Source organism: Polynucleobacter sp. HIN5 (genome assembly GCF_030297555.1).
Taxonomy (GTDB): Bacteria; Pseudomonadota; Gammaproteobacteria; order Burkholderiales; family Burkholderiaceae; genus Polynucleobacter.
The window spans coordinates 731,995-752,973 of the sequence record NZ_AP028136.1; the positions used below are offsets into that span (position 1 = coordinate 731,995).

A 20,979-nucleotide genomic window follows, 5' to 3' on the forward strand; every position below is an offset into this window, starting at 1 on the left:
GCCGATTCTCTTTGCCGAAAGGAAAAAACATGCTCCAGATGCTAATTAATGATTCAATGAGTACGACAGATAAGATCATGAAAATTGCTGGTTTTATTGGTATGGTGGTTAGTATTACGGTTGCCTTTTACTTGATCTTCTCCGCAAGTGCCCCTGACTCCAAAACTGCTGTGTTTATCTTCTCTTTGGGCTCTGGTCTTGCCCTTGGTTATTTGTCATTTGCAATCAAACAAAAATCCCGAAACTAATTAAATAGATTCATCCCTTGATGGCTCCATTGCGGAGCCATTTTATTTTTAAGAGCACTCAATGAAAAATGAAACCAAAGGCATGCTGATTGGTTTCATAGGTATCTTTATATTCAGCCTGACCCTACCGGTTACTAAAATAACCGTTGAGATTCTTAATCCCTATTTTTTGTGCTTTGCGCGCGCATTACTCGCTGGAATCTTGGCGGGAGCCTATCTAATCTTCACCAAAGCACCGATTCCAGACGCTAAGCAAATTCGTCAATTTGCGATGGTGGCGCTCGGGGTAGTCTTTATCTTCCCCCTATTTATTAATATTGCCATGACTACGGGTGAGGCCTCTCACGCTGGTGTTATTTTGGGGATCATGCCATTGGCTACGGTCGTTGCGGGAGTACTACTTTTTCAAGAGCGGCCGTCCTTGGGCTTTTGGATTAGCGCTTTGATAGGCTGTTTCTTCGTCTGTACCTATGCCTATTTAAATAGTGAAGGGGGGTTTCGGTATACCGATCTCTTGCTATTGATTGCTTGTGCAGCCAATGGGATTGCCTATGCGATTGGCGGCAACTTATCGCGTACGATGAATGCCAAACAAGTAATCTCATGGACCTTAGTTCTCTCATTGCCGATCAACGTGATTGGAAGCGTCTTCACATTTCAAGAATCCTATTTAATAGCTAATGCCAGTATTTGGATTAGCTTTTTATACCTAGGGATCTTTTCAATGTTTATTGGATTCTTCTTTTGGTATGGCGGTATGGCGATTGGTGGAATCTCACGCGTGAGTCAGGTTCAATTAATACAACCCTTTTGTACCTTATTGGCCTCTGCTATTTTGGTCTCTGAACCCATTACCTGGATGAACATTCTTTTTGCCGGTTTGGTGATTACAACAGTCATGATTGGGCGTCAGATGTTGGTACGTCGGGGGCCAGCTGTCTAATTTGATTGACGGGTGGAAGTATTCAGATTATGAAATTAACCGCAGAATCAAGCCAGTAAAGGGTCTGATGGCGGTCAAGATCGTAAAAAATGCGGGATTATCCCTAGAGCAATCCCCTTGTATTCACGTAATCTGTGTTGCAAACTCTAGTCGTTATCAGTTGCAAATTACTTGGCAAATGGTAATTTATATTTAGGAGACTTCTATTTTGGGCTGCTGTAGCAGTCCATTTTTGTAAAGTTTATTAATTGTTTGTTTAAAGGAAAAATATGAATAAAGCTGAACTCGTAGAAAAAATTGCTGATGATGCTGAACTTTCAAAAGCTAGTGCAGAGCGTGCTCTAAACTCCGCGATTGAAAATATTATCAAAGCAGTAACGAAAGGTGACTCCGTTCAGTTAGTTGGTTTTGGAACCTTCAGCCAAGGTAAGCGCTCAGCACGTACTGGTCGCAATCCAAAGACTGGTGAAGCAATTAAGATTGCTGCATCAAAAACCGCAAAGTTCTCTGCCGGTAAAGCGTTCAAAGACTCTGTCAACAAACGCAAATAATACCGTTTCGGTATTGCCAGAGAAGCCGCCCACGAGGCGGCTTTTTGTTGCTCCGCAACATTTCAAAGCCGCAAAGCCTTGTAATTCAAGTGCAATACGCTAGAATCCATACATGCTTGAATCAATTGGCAAAAAATTTATACATTGCTTTGTAATTGCATCTATTGTCTTCGGGTGCTCTGTCCAAGCTGCGACACCGTCGTTTCAAGAGGACTTGGATGACTTTGAGGAAATCACGCAGCTGGTTACAACACCGCCAGCCGTGCAGTTTGATCCAAATTCCATTTCTTGGCACAACAAAGAGCTTACTCAACTTCTGGCCTCATCTTTTGGAGTGGCGGATGATCTTGAGCAGCTATCAATACATACTGTCCACATTCCCTATGTATCTCCTTCAAAAGAAAGTTTTCATACTTTCAATCTAGAAGTATTTCATTCTTCCCTGATTCGCTCTCATCTCCCTCGAGCCCCTCCATTAGCGTCGATTAATTTGTAACGTTTTTTGGGTAGAGAGATCACTCTACATTTGATAAACCCCTATCTTGGGAATATTTGGATTGATGAAGTCAGTTTTTAGCTTGTTCGCTTTATGTTTGTTGATTAGTTCTGCGTTGGCGCAAAGTCCACCGCGGGATATGGACTTGCGTCAGTTATGGGCAGAGCTCAAACTCAATAATCCTCAGCTCACCTCGTTACGAGAGAACTATTTATCCGTAAAGGCTACCGTCCCCCAAATTGCAGCACCTGCGAACCCTCAGTTAGGACTGGTTTGGTCCGGGATGCCAGCTAATTCACCATTTGCATTAGGGACTGCAAATAATAGTGTCAGTAGTAATAATTCAATTTCTGTTGCGCAACCATTTCAGTTTCCTGGTAAAAAAAGCCTTGCTTCAGAAATTGCGGACACTTCAGCGGAATCACTGCTAGCACAAAGTGAATCCAGCTATTTACAACTGGGCGCTCAACTATCCACCTTGTATTACAACGCGTTGTCGGCACAAAAACAGCTTCAGGTGTCAAAGGAAATGGTCGCTCGTTTTGAGTTAATCAAAAATGTATCGAGATCGCGCTATGCCAATAACTCAGCAGCCTATGTTGAGTTTTTAAATACGCAAGTAGCCCAAAGTGCTGCTGTAGCAGATCAATTTAATTTGGAGAAGCAGCTGCAACTGGCTTATCGTAGTATTAATCAATTGATTGGCCGCGATCCCAGAGAAAAAATTACATTATCTGGAAACGTGCAACAGGCGGTTCGCTCGGTACCAACTCTAATTGAGTTGGAAAATTATGCTGAAACTAGCCATCCCTTATTACGTAGCTCCCAACTCGATGTGGATGCTGCGCGTAAAGGCGTCAGTCTCGCTAAAAAGGCCTATTTGCCAGATTTCCAGGTCATTGGTTCTTCCTATACCCCAAGAGGTCCATTTGCCCCGAACAATGGCGCACTTTTTTATCAATTTGAGTTCGATATCGTGATTCCGTTGTATTTTTTCATGAAAGAAAAGTACGGGGTAGAGCAAGCTGTTCGTAAACAAGCGGCTGTAGAAGCGAGTAATGTAGCGAACCGTCAACAAATTATTTTAGGGGTAGCAAATGCCTATACGGTATTTGAGCAAACTAAGAATCGCATGCAATTTATTCGCGATAGCCAATTACCACAAGCCGATGCCGCCTATAAGGTTGCCCTAACTCAGTACTCCAACAACGGTCAGGGCTTTAATGATCTTCTAACCGCACAAAATCAGTTAAGGCTCGTTCAGAATCAACTCACGGTCGCTGAGAGCGACTTATTGCAAGCATACGCTGTGTTAATGGTTGCTGCGGGACGCGAACCATTTTAGGAACCATTATGAAACATCATTTCAATCCAAAACTAATTGAAATTCTAGAAAAGACTTTTAGTCATTTACAACAAAAACTGAAGGTAATTTCAGATGCGTATTGGGAGCTGGCACCAGAAAAACGATATCGAATTCGTTTAGCTGCGTTTGCATTCGGTATCTTAGTACTTGGTTTTATTGCTGGTCGATTAACAACTGTTCATCGGGTGATTAAAACCGAGCAAATGGAAAAGGAAATGGTAGTTGATAAATCGGGCATGATTTCACTCAGTATGCCTGGGATTACATTAAATCCCGAGATTTATCGCTTTGAAAAAGCCGGTTTGCAAAGCGTCCCACAAGAGCTTCGGGTACCAGGACGATTAGTGTTTAATGCCGAAAAAGGGAAGTTATTAAGTGCCCGCGTGCCAGGACGGGTAGAGCGAATCTTTGCTTTTGAGGGCGCTCCAGTTGAGATGGGCAGTCCAATCGTTGAGCTCTATAGCCCTGAATTTAATTCAGCGCAACAGGAGTTTTTATTAACGTATCAGACGGTCAAAATCTTAAGTGAATCAAATTCACTGACTAATTTATTGGCCGACGCAAAAATTACGCAAGAAGCTGCCGCCAATCGATTGCGTAATTTAGGTTTTGCAGAGTCGGATGTTCTTACCCTAGAAAAAACTGGCAAGACGAGCCCAAATCTGTTGATGCGCTCATCCATTAAGGGCGTTGTCGTAAAACGCAATGTAGAGCCAGGAGCGATTGTCGTCAGTGGTGAACCATTGGTTTTTCTTGCAGATCCTAAAGCACTTTGGTTTGCGGGTAATGTTTTTGAGCAAGATGCGCGCCTAATTGAGCGGGGTCAACCAATGCGCATCCATCTTGAGGCTTTCCCAAACAGGGAAATCCTCGCCAAAGTTAATTACGTATCCCCCACGGTTGATTCCCAGTCACGTGGAATTTTAATTCGTGCCGATATTACGAATACAGATGGCAGTTTGCGTCCGGATATGTATGCCAATGGAAAATTACAAATCGGTACTACTCAAGCTATTGTGGTTCCGCAAACTGCAATTGTTCGAGATAAAGAATCACATTACGCTTTCATACGAACAGGACCTGAAAACTATCGACGCATGATCGTGAAAGGCTTTGATTTTGATGGAAATCGTTTTGCTATCACAGAGGGTATTGAGCCAAACGTAGAGATTTTAGTAAAAGGCGCAGTGCTTCTAAATGAACGTTTTGCCAAGCAGGAGTAGTTTGTGAGTGTAATTAGTTCATTTGTCCGCGGTGTTATTCACAAACGAATTATTGTTTTGGCCTGTTGCGCCTTGCTCTTGATTCTTGGGGTAATGGCGCTCCGATCGTTACCGATTCAGCCATATCCCGGAGTTGCACCTCTTACCATCCAGGCCATTTCCCAATGGCCAGGCAGGGGCACTACGGAAGTCGAGCAACAGATCACGATACCAGTTGAGAATGCATTGGCCGGTATTCCTGGGGTTCAAACTTTTCGTTCCGTATCCTTATTTGGTTTATCGGTAGTCACTTTAAAGTTCAACAATAAAACTGATCCATTTAGGGCTCGACAAACATTCATTGCCAATCTATCAAAGGTAGATTTTCCACCGGGGGTTATATCGAGCATCAGCCCTGATTCGGATGCCACAGGTGAGATCATGCGGTACCAAGTTCAATCGAATCATGCTAATTCAACACGTTTAAAAACACTCCAGAACTATGAGATTTATAAAGAATTAAAACAAACTCCAGGAGTTGCTGAAGTTTCTTCTTTCGGTGGTAAGGTTCGCCAATATCAAATTGTCATCCTGCCAGAGAAGATGCAAGCAAAAGGAGTTACTCTTTCACAACTAGTAACGGCCTTATCAAGCTCTAATACTAATACCGGAGGGGGGCTACTACCCAGCGGTGAACAGCAATTTGTTGTGCGCGGCGTTGGTCTTCTTAAGAATATTCAAGATATTAAGCAAGTGGTGGTAGCTACAAATAATGGCATACCTATTCGGGTTGGCGATATTGCCGAAGTCAAAATTAGTCATGCACCCCGTTTAGGAGTGTTTCAGTTTGACGATAAACCAGACGAAGTTGAGGGTGTTATTTACTTGCGACGCGGAGAGAATGCCACGGAGGTCTTGGCTCGGGTGCGACAAAAGATTCAATATTTAAATACCCATATATTACCTCCTGGTATAGAAATCAAACCGTTCTATGATCGTCAGAACTTACTCGACATCACGGTAGGCACAGTGAAACACACCTTATTTTTTGGGATTTCGCTTGTACTCATCGTTCTTTATGTATTTTTGGGCAATTTACGAGCTGCTGCAGTAGTTGCTGCCGTGATTCCACTGGCATTGTGCTTTTCCTTTATTCAAATGGACTTGTTTGATGTTCCTGCCAATTTGATTTCGCTGGGAGCGATTGACTTTGGCGTGATTGTTGATGCCGCCGTGATTGTGACCGAGAACGTGATGCGTCATTTAGAGGATGGCAAAAAACGCCTTAATCAAAGTATTGTGGTGGCAATTAGCGAAGTACAGCGCGCCATGATTTATTCAGTCTGCATCATCATTGTGGCTTATTCACCTTTGTTCTTAATGGGAGGCGTTGAGGGAATCATTTTTAAACCCATGGCGTTTACGATGGGATTTGCATTGATTGCAGCCATGATTTTGAGTTTGACCTTCTTGCCTGCCATGATGTCATTCATTTTTGGTGAAAATTTTCATCACCAACCCCCACGTTTTATCACTGCATTATTGACTTGGTATCGACCAGTATTACGTCGTTGGATGGATAAGCCCAGAACGATTGCCGCTTTCTCAGTCTTTATTTTGGGCCTTGCTTTGTTAAGCACCACACGCTTGGGAACCGCATTCTTACCAACGCTTGAAGAAAATAATATTTGGCTACGCGTAACCTTACCCAATACCGTTGATTTGGATTACTCAGTGAAGATTGCAAATGAACTTCGCGAGTTATTTCGAAAACAACCTGAAATTGAGAAGGTTGCCGTACAAATTGGACGTCCTGATGATGGAACAGACCCTACCGGTGTATTTAATCAAGAATATGGCTTATATCTAAAGCCACCTGACAAAATGCCTAATGGTAGTAGTAAAAAATTATTAATTGCGAATCTGGAAGAAGAGCTTAAAAAAATACCAGGATTAAATTACAGCTTTTCACAATACATTCAAGATAATGTGAATGAGGCCTTATCTGGGGTGAAAGGGGAGAACTCCATCAAGATTTATGGACCCGATCTAGAAGTTTTGGATGAAAAGGCGCAAGAGGTTCTAAAACTACTGAAGAAGGTACGAGGAATTGCCGACGAGGGTATCTTAAAAGAACTGGGACAGCCTACTCTCAATATTGAAATTGATCGAGAACGTGCTGCCCGCTATAACCTAGAGATGGACGAGATTCAGTTACTGGTTGCTGACGCAATTGGCGGTGCGCCGATTACCCAATTACTTGAGGATGAGAAGAGTTTCGGGATCGCAATTCGTTTGCAAGAGGATCACCGCAATGATATTTCTGATATTGCTGCCTTGCTAATTGATGTGCCCGGGGGAGGGCGCATTCCGTTATCCATGGTTGCAAAAGTAAAAATTGGGGATGGTCCGTTCTTTATTTATCGTGAGTATGGAAAGCGGTATATAGCGATTAAATTTAGCGTGCGTGGTAGAGACCTTGGTAGTGCTGTTGAGGATGCTAAATTTTTAATTGAAAAATCATTACATTTGCCTCCAAACTATTCGATATCTTGGGATGGTCAGTTTAATCAAATGAAAGAAGCCCAAAAGCGATTGATGATTATCGTGCCACTTGCATTGTTAGGTATTTTCTTCTTGCTATTGAGTGTTTTTGGCAATATCCGCGATGCAATAGTTGTACTAATCAATGTCCCTTTTGCTGCAATTGGGGGTATTGTTGCCTTACACCTTGCCAATGAGACCCTTAGCATTTCTGCCTTGTTTGGGTTCCTATCGCTCTTTGGGATTGCTGTTTTAGACGGCGTTATTCTGATCTCATTTATTAACAAGGCTAGTATTGATGATGAGTCGCAAATGAAAGATGCGATGGTGGAAGGTGCTAGTTTGAGAGTCCGACCCGTCTTAATGACCGCTTTGTTATCAGGTTTGGGCTTATTACCTGCTGCCTTGTCGCATGCGATTGGATCGGAAGCCCAAAGACCATTAGCCCTGGTGATTGTGGGTGGCATGATTACAGCCACCATACTTACCCTGTTTGTGCTACCTGTTTTCTATGCATGGGTTCGTTCACGGAAAGCAAGTAATCTCTATACTGTGTAACCTGAATCCATTCAGTATTGATAGTGGCACTTAAAGACCTACTTATTGTTGGCGACGGATTTTCAGCTGCCGTTGCCTTAATTCATCTGCTGCGTCAAGGAGTCGATACGCAATCGATTGCGATTCTTGGTATGCACTCTCCTGGACGGGGTAATGCATATGGGTGCACAAGCCCAGCATTTCGATTAAACGTTCGTGAAGATCTTCCAATCATTTTCTCCGAAGACCCGCTGCATTTTGCCAAGTGGGCAAATGAGCATATTAAGGATCCCCAAGCTAAAACAAGCGCAGGCCACTTCTATCGCCGGGGTGATTTTGGCGTCTACATGAATCAATTGGTTCATGACCAACTTGACGGTAGAGCTCTCAATCATATTCAGGGCGTGGCACAGCGCATCACTGGGTCTGATGGCCATTGGCGGGTTGAACTCAAGACCGGTGAACATATTGATGCAAAAGCAATGATTCTGGCGACTGGTAATCCGACCCCGACCTGGCCATGTCCAGTTCAGATTGAGCAGATCTTTAGCAATCTCACTTTGACCGAAAACCCATGGCCGAGTGATTACCTCCGACGGATACCCGCAAAGGATCATGTTCTTTTGCTTGGGGGTGGATTAACGGCGCTCGATGCAATTAATGGTTTGGTGGAGCAGGGCCACCAAGGAAAAGTCTCAGTGATTTCTCCGCGGGCACTTTTTCCCCCATCTCAGGCGCCGTGGGTTAGAACCAAGCAACCGCAATGGCCTAATCCCATTACACCTGCATGTTTGGTGGGCTTCATGCGCCACTATCTTCCTAATATCCCAACCGATCAATCGGAATGGCAATGTGCCTGGGAAGAGCTGCGCCCCGATCTCAATCGTATTTGGCAGGGATTCAATGCCCATCAGCGTAGAATATTGATGAAACGCTTTGGCTGGCTTTGGAATCTCTATCGCTTTCGGGCTTCACCGCAAACCATTGCAGCGTACCAAAAATTACGCGATCAGCAACAAATTGAGTTTCGATGTGGACGCGCCAAGGCGATTGCTGTTCGCGATGGAGCGATTCATGTAACCCTAAGTCAGGGTGAGGTCGTACATGGCCATCATTTAATTAACTGCACTGGGGTGGCGCGCGATCGATTACTTGATCAATTGATAAGCGACGCCATTGCAAGCCCTGATGTACTCAAGAGTTCAATCACAATCGATCCTCAGTTCAACGTTCTCAATCCGAAAGGTAAGGCCTATCAAAGCCTTTGGATGATTGGGCCGGCGACCATGGGCAGCTTGGGGGATGTGATTGCGGCAAGCGCGATTGCTAAGCAAGCTGAGCAACTCGCCAAAGCAATCCGATTAAACTGGATGCCTAGCTCATCCGTTCAATAACACGATTATGAAACGACTCTCGAATCGCTCAAAGTCCACATTCGTCATATTGTCCGCCTTAATAGCACTTCAGGGTTGTGCCGCTGTCTTTACGGATGCATCAGACGCCAATCATGTCACCTTTTTGAATAGTGCAGATGAGTCACTTCCTCAACTGACAGAGAAAGCGAATGCCTACTGCCAACAGTACGGCAAGAAAGCGGTGTATCGCAAGGGTGATAATTTGCTCGTTGCTGTCTTTGACTGTCGCTAAACTTACTTTATTTTCTTGGGAGTCGGTTTGGTATTCAAAAGCTCAGGCTGAAAGCCAATATTAATTAGAATGCTTCTTTCTCAGCCTCTAAATAGGCAAGACTTGTGTACTTACCAATATTTCCATCAAAACCCTGCATGGTTTTGGCTCGCTTACTGACGCGGGGGTCCTTAAGCACCAATGATTTGGCAACGCTTAGATCCTGACCGTCTTTGACTGCTTTGACGCAGGTATCGTAAATGCCTGCTAAGAACTCACCGTATTCATTGAGGAGCTGTTTGCTAGGTTCGCCGTGCCCGGGCACCCACAACTGATCACCTTCGGTCGCTTGTAAATTCTTATAGGTCTTAAAGGTACCGACATAAGAACCATCATCAATATTGGCAATGCGATTGCCCATCGCGATATCGCCAACATAGGTCACCTTATCCTCAATCACCTGCATACAAATATCCCCGGGGGTGTGCGCAGTGCCATGGTGATGAACCTTAATGCGCACATCACCAAAATTAAATACATCGCCTTGATTAGCGTCGTGAGTCGGTGGAATCACTTTGGTACCCGCAGTCGCTTGATTAGTCCAACGCTCCATTAAATTACGCCAGGTATTCCCTTCAATACCTTTGATCTGTTTGACGGAGTATGGATGCGCATAAATGGGCATATCTTTGCTATAGGTTTCAACAAACGCCTGATTGCCTAAAAAATGATCGCCGTGGTAATGCGAATTAAAAATCGCAATCACCGGTTTATTCGTGACCCGCTTGATCATGCGGATTGCCATCTCCCCAATTTGTAGGGAGGCGCCAGTATCTAATATAACGACCCCTTTGCTGGTGACCACGAAGGTGACATTGGCCATCATGCCCCGGTTCTCGGGAGTTGGGAAGCCATCGGGTGAGTAGATTAACCAAACGTGCTTACTAATTTGCTTGGCAGGAATATCCTTGACCGGCGGCCCTTTAAAAAATTCCTCAGCCGCACTCGCAAACCGCATGGCTTGCGGTGCAAGCATGACTCCCCCGGCTCCCGCGATCCATTTAAGTGCTCGACGACGTGTATCAGCAACCATTGCGTACCCCCATTGATATATTCAGTTTAGCGAATATTTACCCAGCTTATCAATTTGAGTGATTACTTGAGTAATTTGTTCATCAATGAAAGGGTTAACCCATGATTAGCTTGGCAATCTGGGTATAGAGCGGGATACCGATAATCAAATTGAGGGGGAAGGTAATGCCCAACGACATGCCCATGTATAAAGCGGGGCTCACCTCGGGTAAGGCATGGCGTAATACTGCCGGTACAGCAATGTAAGATGCGCTGGCAGCCAAGACCATCAACAAAATCGTATTACCCAATTCCACCTTAAAGATGTAGCAGAGTAAAAGTGCGAAGAGGGAGTGGCAAAGAGGTGCTACAAAGGCATACACAATCAAACGGCTGGGTTTGCCCTTAAGATCAACAAAACTTTTGGCACTCATTAAACCCATGTCCAACAGGAAGAATGCCAACATGCCTTTAAATAAATCCACGGAGAATGGTGCCATTACCTTTTGCCCATCGGGTCCCGAGATAATGCCAATCAACATCGCACCAAGCAGTAATAGCTGCGCGCCGTCCGTGAATGACTCATGCAGTAGTTTGCCAACTTTCATGGGTTGCTTGGTTTGCGACATGGAAGATTTCGCACGATTGGCGAGGAAGATCGCCAAAATAATTGCTGGGGATTCCATGAGTGCCATCGCAGCAGCCATATGACCACCATATTCAATCTGAACATGGTTGAGATATTGAGTGGCAGTGATGAAGGTCACCGCACTAACCGACCCATACGTCGCTGCAATCGCTGCTGAATCAAGAGCGTTGAGTTTGGTCTTTAGAAAGTAATAACTGACGAGCGGAATAATGCAAGCAAGGACAATCGCAATCCCCAAACTGGTGGTAATTGCGAAGGTAAGCCCAGATTGGTGCAAAGCGAACCCACCCTTAAGGCCCAAAGCCATTAAAAGGTAAAGAGACAGAAAGCGTGTGATGGGTTGCGGGATCTCGAGGTTGGAACGAACCAATCCTGCAAACACGCCAAAGATAAAAAATAGGATGGCGGGATCAATAATGGTACTCATGAGTTGTTATTTTCTCATTTTTGTAATCCATGATTGGAAAAGTGCAACATGCCCGTATGGATGGGCCACCTTAGAATAGACCTATATTTATTAGGGAAATTACTGATTCGCAGTCTATGGTTAAATTCTCTTATCGATTTTGGGGAGTAGCCTGCCTAGTAATGGGTCTTGTGCATCGACATTCCGGAAAGCCGTTAAGAGCTGACCCGGTGCGCGAGGGGAATCAGTCCTTGGCCAGACCAGTTTTTAGTATTGGAAAACTGTGGACCCCTATTTAAGCGTGATTCGACCATTCTTTCATATTGCCCTAATTTGGGTATGTACTGCATCCCTCATTTGGGCGCAAGCGCCATCAACAAAAACAGTTTTCACTCTTGACCAACTGATCCAGCTCGCCTTGGAAAGCAATCCGCAGGTGATGGCGGCTCGTGATCAGACCCGGGCGGTTAGCGGTCAATTGCGAAGCGCGAGAGCGATTCCAAACCCAGAGTTTGAGGTCAACACGGGTCAGCAACGTGGAACCTCGGGCGGTTTAAGTACCGGCAACCTCTCGCAATGGGTTGTCACTCAACCACTCGATATGCCGTATACCCGTTTCCCACGTGTGAACGCTGCCGAGGCGAGTATGCGAGCAGCGGAAGCAAATCGGATCGCATTTGAAGTTGAAACCATTGCACGTGTGCGCCAAAGTTTCTATGAGCTCGTGCGCCGCGAAGCTGAATCGCGCGCTGCGGATGAAGACCTGGATCTCACCAAACAAATCCGTGATCGCATGCAGCTGCGCTATGACGTTGGCGAAACCGCACGCTTTGAGTTGATTCGTGCACAGACCGAGTTTCTCAATGCTGAGATTGTGGCCCAAGGAAGCAAACTGCGAATTGAGCAAGCACGCAGTCAATTGCGTAAAGTCGTGGGCTTTAATCTACCCGCAAACTTTGAGATTGCGGCCAAAGTCGATTCCATCCCCAAATTACCCGATCTCAAACTCTTATTGGATAACTTACGCAATCAGAGTCCTGAGCTAAAGCGCGCCAAGGCCGAGGTTGAGGCCAGCGAGTCACGATTAAGTTTTGAGCAAAACTCGCGCTTGCCGCAATTGGCCATTAAGGCGCAGCAATACAACGATCCAAACTTTACCGATCGCCTCTACGGTTTAGTGGTGAGCATCCCAATTTGGGATTTCCGCCAAGGCCAAATTACGGAAGCCGAGGCCAATGCCTCGAAAGCCCGCAATCAATTGAACGCGCAGACACAAAGCCTCGAGACCCAGCTGGAGTCAGCCTACAAACTCTATGAGATCACGAGCTTTCAGGTCAAAACGTTGGACGAGCGGGTCGTACAACTTGCGGCTAGCGCCCGCAAGATTGCCGAGACCTCCTATCGCTTTGGTGAGCGTGGCATGTTGGAGTTCTTAGATGCGCAACGAACCTTTCGGGCCGCTCGTAATGATTTAATCCGAGCCCGCTTTGAGTTGGCATCGATTGTGAATGAGATTGAACGTTTGAGTGCCTCGCCGGAATGGGTGGCCATGATTGAAGGTAAAAAATAATGAGTGCTGAACCTAAGCTCAGTAAAAAGTTAACTGACCACATTCAAGCAGGGCGTGCCCTGATTAGGGAGCAAGTTGCGTCATCAATTCATGCGGTGCGCGATTGGCAAAAGCAGGGCTATGCCCAGATTCGGGAGTTTGTTCATCAAAAAGCCCCCGCAGTTTTACAAAAGTACGATGCTAGTCCAGCTTGGGTCAAAACCGGGTTCTTTGTTCTGCCTTGGGTGGTGGTTGTTTTATTAACTCTGTATTACTTTGATGTATTTGATTCCAAGTCAACACCCCGCCTGGTCCAAGACCCAAGCATTGTGTATGTGAACGATGATCTCGGTAAGTTAATCAAAAATGGCAAGGTTGAGTTAGCCCCCTTTGTTGAGGAGCTGCGAGTCTCTGGCCGCATTGATTTCAATGAGCGCTTCTTAGCACGGATTGGTGCCAATGTAACTGGACGTGTGTCTGACATCTTAGGTGTGCCCGGTCAAGAAGTTCAACAGGGTGAGATCTTGGCGAAGATTACCTCAACCGAGCTCACTCAATCACAACTTGCTTACTTAAAAGCACGCACTGCTAGCCAGTTGGCTGAGCAAGCCGCTAATCGCGCGCGGATCCTCTACAAAGAAGATGTGATCGCTCTGGCTGAGTTGCAACGCCGGGAAGCCGAGGCTATGAGTGCTAAGGCTGAGTTACGTGCAGCAAACGATCAACTACGCGTGCAGGGTATGGATCAAAAAAGCATTGATCGACTCGCTAAGACCGGTGTGATTGAGTCTATTAACAATGTTGTGGCGACAATCCCTGGTCAAATTGTGGAGCGCAAAATTAATAAAGGCCAAGTCGTTCAACCCTCCGAGGCGCTCTTTACGATTGCAGACCTCAGCACCCTGTGGGCAGTTGCTGAAGTGCCCGAAGGGAACTCTTCATTGTTACAAAAAGGTCAAAAATCCTCGGTGATTATTCCTGCCTTACGTAATCGCGTGATAGAAGGCGTTATTTCGCACGTGGATGCCATCGTTAACCCACAAACCCGTACGGTCGTGGTGCGCATGGATATTCCAAACTCGACGGGGCAAATTCGTCCAGGGATGTTGGCCACGATGTTAATTGATAGTGAACCCATTGAGCGCTTGGTAGTGCCAAATTCTGCGGTGATTCGGGAAGATAACCAAGATTACGTATTTATTCGAAGCGACGATGATCGCTACCGAATGGTTGCTGTTAAGGCTGGCCCTGAGGGTAAAGGCATGCGCGCGATTCTCTCTGGCCTCAAAGAGGGTGAGGAAATTGCCGTTGAGGGTGCGTTTCATTTAAACGCGGAACGTAAGCGTCAGCTCAGTGGCGGTGGTTAAGACCATTTAATATGATTGAGCGTATTGTCCGCTTTGCTCTTCAGCAACGCCTATTGGTGGTGGTGATCTCCATCTGTTTGTTCTTTGTGGGCCTCTTTGCCACCAAGCGCTTATCAGTCGACGCCTTTCCAGATGTAACGAACATTCAGGTGCAAATCGCGACCGAGGCCCCTGGTAAGTCACCCGAAGAGGTCGAGCGTTTTGTCACCATCCCGATTGAGTTAGGCATGACCGGCTTACCCGGCTTGGTAGAGATGCGTTCGCTCAACCGTAACGGTATTTCCATTGTGACCTTGGTTTTCACGGATAAGACCAGTATCTACTTTGCCCGCCAACTTGTTCTGGAGCGTCTCATTGAGGTTGCGTCCCGTATGCCCGATGGAATCACTCCCGTCTTGGCGCCACCGACCACGGGACTTGGGGAGGTGTATCAGTACACCCTCGAGCATCCGTCTGATCGAGATCGCCCCCTGACTGAGGATGAGCTGCAAGAGCGCCGCACGATCCAGGATTGGGTAGTACGCCCCATGTTGCGCTCGATTCCAGGTGTTGCTGAGATTAATACCCAAGGTGGCTTCGCTAAAGAGTATCAGGTATTAGTCAATCCAGAGCGCTTGAGGCACTACGGGATTACCTTGCAGGATGTGTATGTGGCGCTGGCTCGGAACAATGCTAATTCTGGAGGTGGCCAATTACCGACTTATGCGGAGCGCTATTTGATTCGTGGGGTTGGTCTCGTGGCAAAGCCAGAAGACATTAGTAAGATCATTCTGAAGGAAGTAAAGGGTACCCCAGTTTATGTACGTAATGTGGCTGAGGTGATGATTGGTAATGAGATTCGGCAAGGCGCCATCATTAAAAATGGTGTTACCGAGGGTGTGGCCGGTATTATTCAGATGAACCGCGGCGCGAATGCTCGGGAGGTAGTTAATCGTATTAAGACCAAGGTCGCTGAGATTAACGAGCGCAAGTTATTGCCCGAAGGTTTGCAGATTGTTCCGTTCTATGATCGAACCGATCTGGTCAATGCGGCGATGTTCAACGTTGCCAAGGTCTTAGTTGAGGGCATCATCTTGGTGATTGTGTTGCTCTTCTTGTTCTTGGGCGATGTGCGGTCATCGATCATTGTGGTGGCCACCCTGATCTTGACTCCGCTGCTCACATTCTTCGTCATGAACCGCTATGGTATTTCAGCGAACTTGATGTCCTTGGGTGGTCTCGCGATTGCAATCGGCATCATGGTTGACGGCTCAGTCGTGGTGGTTGAAAACACCTTTGCTAAATTAGGTGCTCGCCTAAAGATGGGCGAATCCCGTAACCGGATTATCTTGGAGGCAGCCACCGAGGTTGGCAAGCCCGTACTCTTTGGAGTGGGCATTATTATTTTGGTGTTTATGCCTTTGCTTGCTCTCGAGGGGATGGAGGGCAAGATGTTTGCCCCGATGGCGATCACGATTGCGATTGCGCTTACCATCTCATTGATCCTATCGTTTGTGCTGTCCCCTGTCTTATGTTCGTACATCCTAAAAGGCGGCAGTGAGGATGACACCAAGATTGTGGCTAAATTACGTAAGCCCTATAGCTTCATGCTCGATTGGAGTTTGAAGCATCCGCGTTTAGTCGTAAAACGCGCTTTGATCGCGCTGGGTGCCAGTGTTGTTCTTTTTATCTTCTTGGGTAAATCATTTATCCCGGTCATGCAAGAGGGTTCAATCACTCCCGTGATTGTGCGTGCAGCCAATATTGCACTTGATGAATCGATTAAGTTGGAGTTTGAGGCCCTCAAACGAATCATGACCATTCCTGGTGTGGAGATGGCGGTATCCCGTTTAGGACGTGGTGAATCTCCGGCCGACCCGGGTCAACCATTTGAGTCCGATCCGATTGTGACCTTGAAGCCCTTGGGTGACCGGGACTTGAGTCAAGAGGTGATTGCCAATCAAATTCGTGAGAAATTAAAGACCTTGCCCGGTGTGGAGTTGGTGATCTCTCAACCGATTGCCGCGCGGGTCGATGAAATGGTCTCGGGTGTGCGTTCACAAGTCGCTATTAAGATCTTTGGTGACGATATCGAGACGCTCATTAAACTGGGTACTCAGATTAGTCAAATCTTATCGCGCATGAAGGGCAGTACTGATCTGCGGATCGAGCAAGCCTCAGGCCAGAACTATCTCAATATCAAGATTGATCGCGATGCGATTGCACGTTACGGTATCAATGTGGCCGATGTCAACGACGTAATCGAAACCGCAATCGGTGGTAAACAGGCCTCCACGGTCTACGAGGGTGAGCGCCGCTTCCCGATGGTATTGCGCTACCCGGCCCCTTACCGAGACAAGATTGATGCGATCGAGAACATCATTCTGCTATCACCCAATGGCGCCCAGGTACTGATGAAAGATCTAGCAAAGATCGAGTTACTCGATGGACCACCGCAAATCTCACGTGAGTCGGGTAAGCGTCGCTTAGTCATTGGGGTGAACGTACAAGGTCGAGATTTGGGCGGTTTTGTGGATGAGGCCCAAAAGAAAATTGCGCAGGATGTGAAATTACCCGAGGGCTACACCTTAGTGTGGGGCGGTCAGTTTGAGAACATGGAGCGTGCCATGGCGCGTCTCATGATCATTATTCCGCTTACGATTGCCGCGATTTTCTTCTTACTCTTTACGCTTTTCCAATCGATTCGCTTGGCTGGACTGATTATTTTAGTTCTACCGTTTGCGTCGATCGGGGGTATCTTCGGCCTCTTTATTACCGGCGAGTATTTATCGGTACCCGCTGCGGTCGGATTCATTAATCTTTGGGGTATTGCGGTGCTAAACGGCGTGGTATTAATCTCATTCATCAAGCAATTGCGCGACGATGGCATGCCTTTGCGTGAGGCTCTCATTGATGGGTGCGCACATCGTTTTAGACCTGTGATGATGACCGCGTCGGTGGCGATGTTGGCTTTGATTCCCATGCTGTTCTCGGGAGGTCCGGGATCGGAGGTCACAAGACCTCTTGCTATTGTGGTTATTTCAGGTTTAATTACCTCAACGGGCTTAACATTACTGGTATTACCGGTCTTATACGGTTGGTTTGAAGAGAAAAAGGTTGAAGCGTGATTGAAATAAAAGCAGTCATTCGTCCCAATAAATTACCGATGGTGCGGGCCGCACTGATAGATACTCCTGGCTTTCCTGGGATGACAGTCACGAAGGTTGAGGGTTGCAGTGCTCCCACTCGAGTTGAAAAAACTACTATCAAAGATGAGCTAACCGATTACACAGCAAAGGTTCGGATTGAGATCGTTTGCAACGATGAGGTAGCCGATACGATCATGGATCGCTTAGTTCAGGCTTGCCAGACCGGGCAAGTAGGGGATGGCATTGTGTGGAAGGTCAATGTCGACCGAGCCTTCTTTATTGCGAAGAACTACCCAAACCCAATTAATTAAGCGCGCGACTACTGATGGCTTTGCCTTGCGCATTTACTTTCACAAGAAGCATTTGACCTACGCCAACCGACATACCGGTATAGGCATGGGTATTGACCTGATGGGTCACCAAAATCAGCGGTAACTTGTTTGACTTTGACAGTTGCTGCCGCACAAATGCTTCTAACTCTCTGGTTTGTTTACCACTATCGCTCATTTCATTAAAGAACGAACCAAGCGAACGCTCCGAAGTCACAAGCCCTTTATTGAGTAAAACCGCCGTATCGAGGCAGCGGCACCAGGGACTGCTGAAGACGCGCGCCTCACCGATTCCTTGTTTACTTAACCACGCACCAATCTCTTTGGCTTGCTGACGGCCATGCTCACCGAGATTACGCTGAGTCGAGCAATCGCCCAGTCGATACCCAGATGGATCACCAATTCCAGGGGCATCAGCATGACGCATCACAATCAGTGTTGAGCCAGACTGCAGTTCAGAGAGTAAATTCGCATTGGCAACAGGCGGGATACAGAAAACCCCCAAGAGAACCAGCAGTAGGCGTTTCACGGCAACACCTTACCCGGATTCATGATGTTCTTGGGGTCTAGCGCAGTTTTAATGGAGCGCATTAGCTGGAGTGCCACCGATCCGCGATGCGCCTCTAGGTCAGGGAGTTTGAGTTGCCCAATGCCATGTTCGGCCGAAATGGAGCCGTAGTGTTTCTCGACCTGAGAATAGACCACATCATGAATGGCTGCTTCATGAGCACGATTAAACTCGCTGGCATTAGTCCCAAGTGGCGGAGCAATGTTGTAATGCAAATTACCGTCACCCAAATGCCCAAAATTGATAATACGCACCCCAGTAAATTTCCCCCGAATCAATTGATCGGTCTCGGTGATAAAGGCATCAAGTCCTGAGATTGGTAGCGAGATATCGTGTTTGAGATTGGCGCCTTCTTGCGCTTGTGCCATGGTGATATGCTCACGCATGGTCCAAAATGATTGGGCTTGCGAGAGATTGCTCGCAATCACCGCATCAATCGCAATACCCGCTTCAAACGCAGACTCGAGGACCTGTTCCATTAGGTTGCGGGCATGTTCTTCGCCCTCATGATCGGATAGCTCGACCAAGACCGTGTAAGCAGGGTCATTGGCAAGGGGATTTTTCATGTGGGGAAATTGCTTGGCGGTGAGGTCCAAAGAGTCCTTTGACATCATCTCAAAGCCAGTGAGTAGGGCAGCAGTACGTTTCTGAAAAAGACTCAGCAATTCAATCGTTGCCGGAATATTTGGGACAGCCACTAAGGCAGTCCACTGGGTCAGCGGCAAGGGATATAGCTTCATCACCGCGGCAGTAATGATGCCAAGACAGCCCTCGGAACCAATGTACAAATCACGCAGATCAAATCCAGTGTTGTCTTTCCGTAAGCTCCGCAGACCATGCAGGATCTCGCCTTGCGCAGTGACCACTTCGAGGCCCAAACACAGCTCACGGGCATTGCCGTAGCGCAGAACATTAGTACCGCCCGCATTGGTGGCCAGATTGCCGCCAATCTGACAGCTCCCCTGCGCACCTAGACTGAGTGGAAATAAGAACCCCTGCGCTTTAGCAGCCTCTTGCAAAGTTTGCAAAATACAGCCTGACTCGACCACCATGGTTTGGTTACTCGGATTAATTTCACGGATCGTATTCATCCGCTTGAGATTCAGAACAATTTGTTGGCCCGAGTCATTGGGGGTTGCTGCCCCGCACATACTGGTATTGCCGCCTTGCGGAACAATGGAAATCGATGCTTGATCGCACGCTTTGACAATCTTAGCAACCTCCTCGGTTGTTTTGGGAAGCAAAACAGCGAGCGCTTTACCGTGATAACGATTGCGCCAATCACTTAGATAGGGCGCTTGATCATTGGGCTCGACTAATACATAAGCATTACCAACAATCGATTGACAATGCGAGATAAATTCAGAGTGATTCATGAAAGCATTCTAGTGCTTCGATTCGTCTTTTGCTTTCGCCTTAGCCGCTTCTTTAATCGGCTTGAGGTACATCAGTAAGGCAACAAAAACAGTGATGGATAGGATCAGTTCGAGAATGGCCATCCACATATTCCAACCCGATTCGGTAATACGCGTCAAGGCTTCGGTGGTGTAGATCAGGATCGCCATACTGCTCCATTGCATGGTGTAGATATTTGCGCGCCATACTCCAGGCAGCATGATGATTAAAGGGACTGCCTTTAACACTAACCATGAGCCCCCAGGCCTTAGTGGTGAGATTAACCATTCCCAAGCTACGCACACCATAATTAAATCAACGATTGCAGCACTGGCAATCAACACATACTTATCTTTTTTCAGTAATCCACTCAGCATGATTTATTTGCCGCCGTGAAGACGTAAAGCGATTTCAGCCAAACGCTTACCTTGTGCAATGGCTAAGCGAGATTCTTCTGCACTGATCGGGGCGCTGCCATCAGCGTGCGCAAGGTGCGATACACCATACGGTGTTCCACCACTCGTGGTGTTCATGAGTTCAGGATTGCTATAGGGTAGACCAAGCACCACCATGCCGTGATGAAAAAGAGGAATCATCATCGAGAGGAGGGTGGTCTCCTGACCGCCATGCAAACTACCGGTGCTGGTAAATACACAGGCGGGCTTACCTTGCAGTGCACCGCTTAACCATTGTGAGGTACTACCGTCCAAAAAATACTTGAGCGGTGCAGCCATATTGCCAAAGCGGGTCGGTGACCCCAGTGCTAGAGCAATGCATTCCTCCAAATCAGAGTATTCGACAAAGGGAGGTCCATCCTTCGGTACGGGTGGCTCGCTCGCCTCGCAAACCGTTGATACCGCAGGCACCGTCCGTAGACGGGCGCTAACTCCGGGCACGCTCTCAATTCCTTGACCAATCAGTCGAGCGAGCTGCTCGGTCGCGCCGTAGCGGGAGTAGTACAACACCAGGATCTCGGATGAACGCATACACTGCACTTTCTTTGG

General features: G+C 46.9%; 19 protein-coding genes. 13 read left to right on the forward strand and 6 right to left on the reverse strand.

Going from position 1 to position 20,979, the window contains the following annotated elements; genetic code table 11:
- The first annotated feature begins 56 nt into the window (after positions 1-56).
- From QUE61_RS03890 to QUE61_RS03930, 9 genes are all read left to right on the forward strand, one after another.
- Entirely contained in the window at positions 57-248 is a 192-nt protein-coding gene (locus tag QUE61_RS03890; RefSeq protein ID WP_286224502.1) for a hypothetical protein, read from the forward strand.
- Between the two features lie 61 nt (positions 249-309).
- A complete protein-coding gene (locus QUE61_RS03895; protein WP_286307828.1) occupies positions 310-1,191 on the forward strand; it encodes a DMT family transporter in 882 nt (293 codons plus the stop codon).
- Between the two features lie 269 nt (positions 1,192-1,460).
- The gene (locus QUE61_RS03900; protein WP_286307831.1) at positions 1,461-1,742 is read left to right on the forward strand and encodes an HU family DNA-binding protein; all 282 of its coding nucleotides are present in this window, start codon (positions 1,461-1,463) and stop codon (positions 1,740-1,742) included.
- A 112-nt stretch (positions 1,743-1,854) separates the two neighbouring features.
- On the forward strand, positions 1,855-2,238 hold the full coding sequence (locus QUE61_RS03905; protein ID WP_286307833.1) for a hypothetical protein: 384 nt from the start codon (positions 1,855-1,857) through the stop codon (positions 2,236-2,238).
- Positions 2,239-2,302: 64 nt separating this feature from the next.
- Positions 2,303-3,583 carry a TolC family protein gene (locus QUE61_RS03910; RefSeq protein ID WP_286307835.1) on the forward strand — a complete coding sequence of 427 codons (1,281 nt, stop codon included), beginning with the start codon at positions 2,303-2,305 and terminating at the stop codon, positions 3,581-3,583.
- A gap of 8 nt (positions 3,584-3,591) precedes the next feature.
- Complete coding sequence (locus tag QUE61_RS03915) at positions 3,592-4,827, forward strand: efflux RND transporter periplasmic adaptor subunit (RefSeq protein WP_286307836.1); 1,236 nt, start codon at positions 3,592-3,594, stop codon at positions 4,825-4,827.
- 3 nt (positions 4,828-4,830) lie between these two features.
- On the forward strand, positions 4,831-7,908 hold the full coding sequence (locus QUE61_RS03920) for an efflux RND transporter permease subunit (protein WP_286307838.1): 3,078 nt from the start codon (positions 4,831-4,833) through the stop codon (positions 7,906-7,908).
- Between the two features lie 23 nt (positions 7,909-7,931).
- Entirely contained in the window at positions 7,932-9,281 is a 1,350-nt protein-coding gene (locus QUE61_RS03925) for an FAD/NAD(P)-binding protein (RefSeq protein WP_286307840.1), read from the forward strand.
- A gap of 7 nt (positions 9,282-9,288) precedes the next feature.
- Positions 9,289-9,534: a hypothetical protein gene (locus tag QUE61_RS03930; protein ID WP_286307842.1), complete on the forward strand. Its 246-nt coding sequence runs from the start codon at positions 9,289-9,291 to the stop codon at positions 9,532-9,534.
- Between the two features lie 64 nt (positions 9,535-9,598).
- On the opposite strand, the gene QUE61_RS03935 is transcribed toward QUE61_RS03930, so the two are convergent.
- Positions 9,599-10,606: an MBL fold metallo-hydrolase gene (locus QUE61_RS03935; RefSeq protein ID WP_286307844.1), complete on the reverse strand. Its 1,008-nt coding sequence runs from the start codon at positions 10,604-10,606 to the stop codon at positions 9,599-9,601.
- A gap of 94 nt (positions 10,607-10,700) precedes the next feature.
- Positions 10,701-11,660, reverse strand: a complete 960-nt coding sequence (locus tag QUE61_RS03940) for a sodium-dependent bicarbonate transport family permease (RefSeq protein ID WP_286307846.1) — start codon at positions 11,658-11,660, stop codon at positions 10,701-10,703.
- Positions 11,661-11,922: 262 nt separating this feature from the next.
- Between QUE61_RS03940 and QUE61_RS03945 the strand changes: the two genes are divergently transcribed.
- Genes QUE61_RS03945 through QUE61_RS03960 form a run of 4 tightly spaced genes read left to right on the forward strand, consistent with a single transcriptional unit; the run spans position 11,923 to position 17,994 of the window.
- Complete coding sequence (locus tag QUE61_RS03945; protein WP_286307849.1) at positions 11,923-13,209, forward strand: TolC family protein; 1,287 nt, start codon at positions 11,923-11,925, stop codon at positions 13,207-13,209.
- Entirely contained in the window at positions 13,209-14,555 is a 1,347-nt protein-coding gene (locus QUE61_RS03950; protein WP_286307851.1) for an efflux RND transporter periplasmic adaptor subunit, read from the forward strand. The genes QUE61_RS03945 and QUE61_RS03950 overlap by 1 nt, the downstream gene beginning before the upstream one ends.
- Positions 14,556-14,566: 11 nt before the next feature.
- Entirely contained in the window at positions 14,567-17,662 is a 3,096-nt protein-coding gene (locus QUE61_RS03955; RefSeq protein WP_286307854.1) for an efflux RND transporter permease subunit, read from the forward strand.
- Positions 17,659-17,994, forward strand: a complete 336-nt coding sequence (locus QUE61_RS03960; RefSeq protein ID WP_286307855.1) for a P-II family nitrogen regulator — start codon at positions 17,659-17,661, stop codon at positions 17,992-17,994. The genes QUE61_RS03955 and QUE61_RS03960 overlap by 4 nt, the downstream gene beginning before the upstream one ends.
- On the opposite strand, the gene QUE61_RS03965 is transcribed toward QUE61_RS03960, so the two are convergent.
- The 4 genes from QUE61_RS03965 to wrbA are packed head-to-tail and all read right to left on the reverse strand — an operon-like array spanning position 17,987 to position 20,961.
- The gene (locus QUE61_RS03965; RefSeq protein WP_286307857.1) at positions 17,987-18,541 is read right to left on the reverse strand and encodes a histidine phosphatase family protein; all 555 of its coding nucleotides are present in this window, start codon (positions 18,539-18,541) and stop codon (positions 17,987-17,989) included. The two genes, QUE61_RS03960 and QUE61_RS03965, sit on opposite strands and share 8 nt — an antisense overlap.
- Entirely contained in the window at positions 18,538-19,956 is a 1,419-nt protein-coding gene (locus QUE61_RS03970; protein ID WP_286307859.1) for an FAD-binding oxidoreductase, read from the reverse strand. The genes QUE61_RS03965 and QUE61_RS03970 overlap by 4 nt, the downstream gene beginning before the upstream one ends.
- A gap of 9 nt (positions 19,957-19,965) precedes the next feature.
- A complete protein-coding gene (locus QUE61_RS03975; RefSeq protein ID WP_286307860.1) occupies positions 19,966-20,352 on the reverse strand; it encodes a DUF2069 domain-containing protein in 387 nt (128 codons plus the stop codon).
- A 3-nt stretch (positions 20,353-20,355) separates the two neighbouring features.
- Positions 20,356-20,961 carry an NAD(P)H:quinone oxidoreductase gene (gene wrbA / locus QUE61_RS03980; RefSeq protein WP_286307862.1) on the reverse strand — a complete coding sequence of 202 codons (606 nt, stop codon included), beginning with the start codon at positions 20,959-20,961 and terminating at the stop codon, positions 20,356-20,358.
- Positions 20,962-20,979 lie beyond the last annotated feature (18 nt).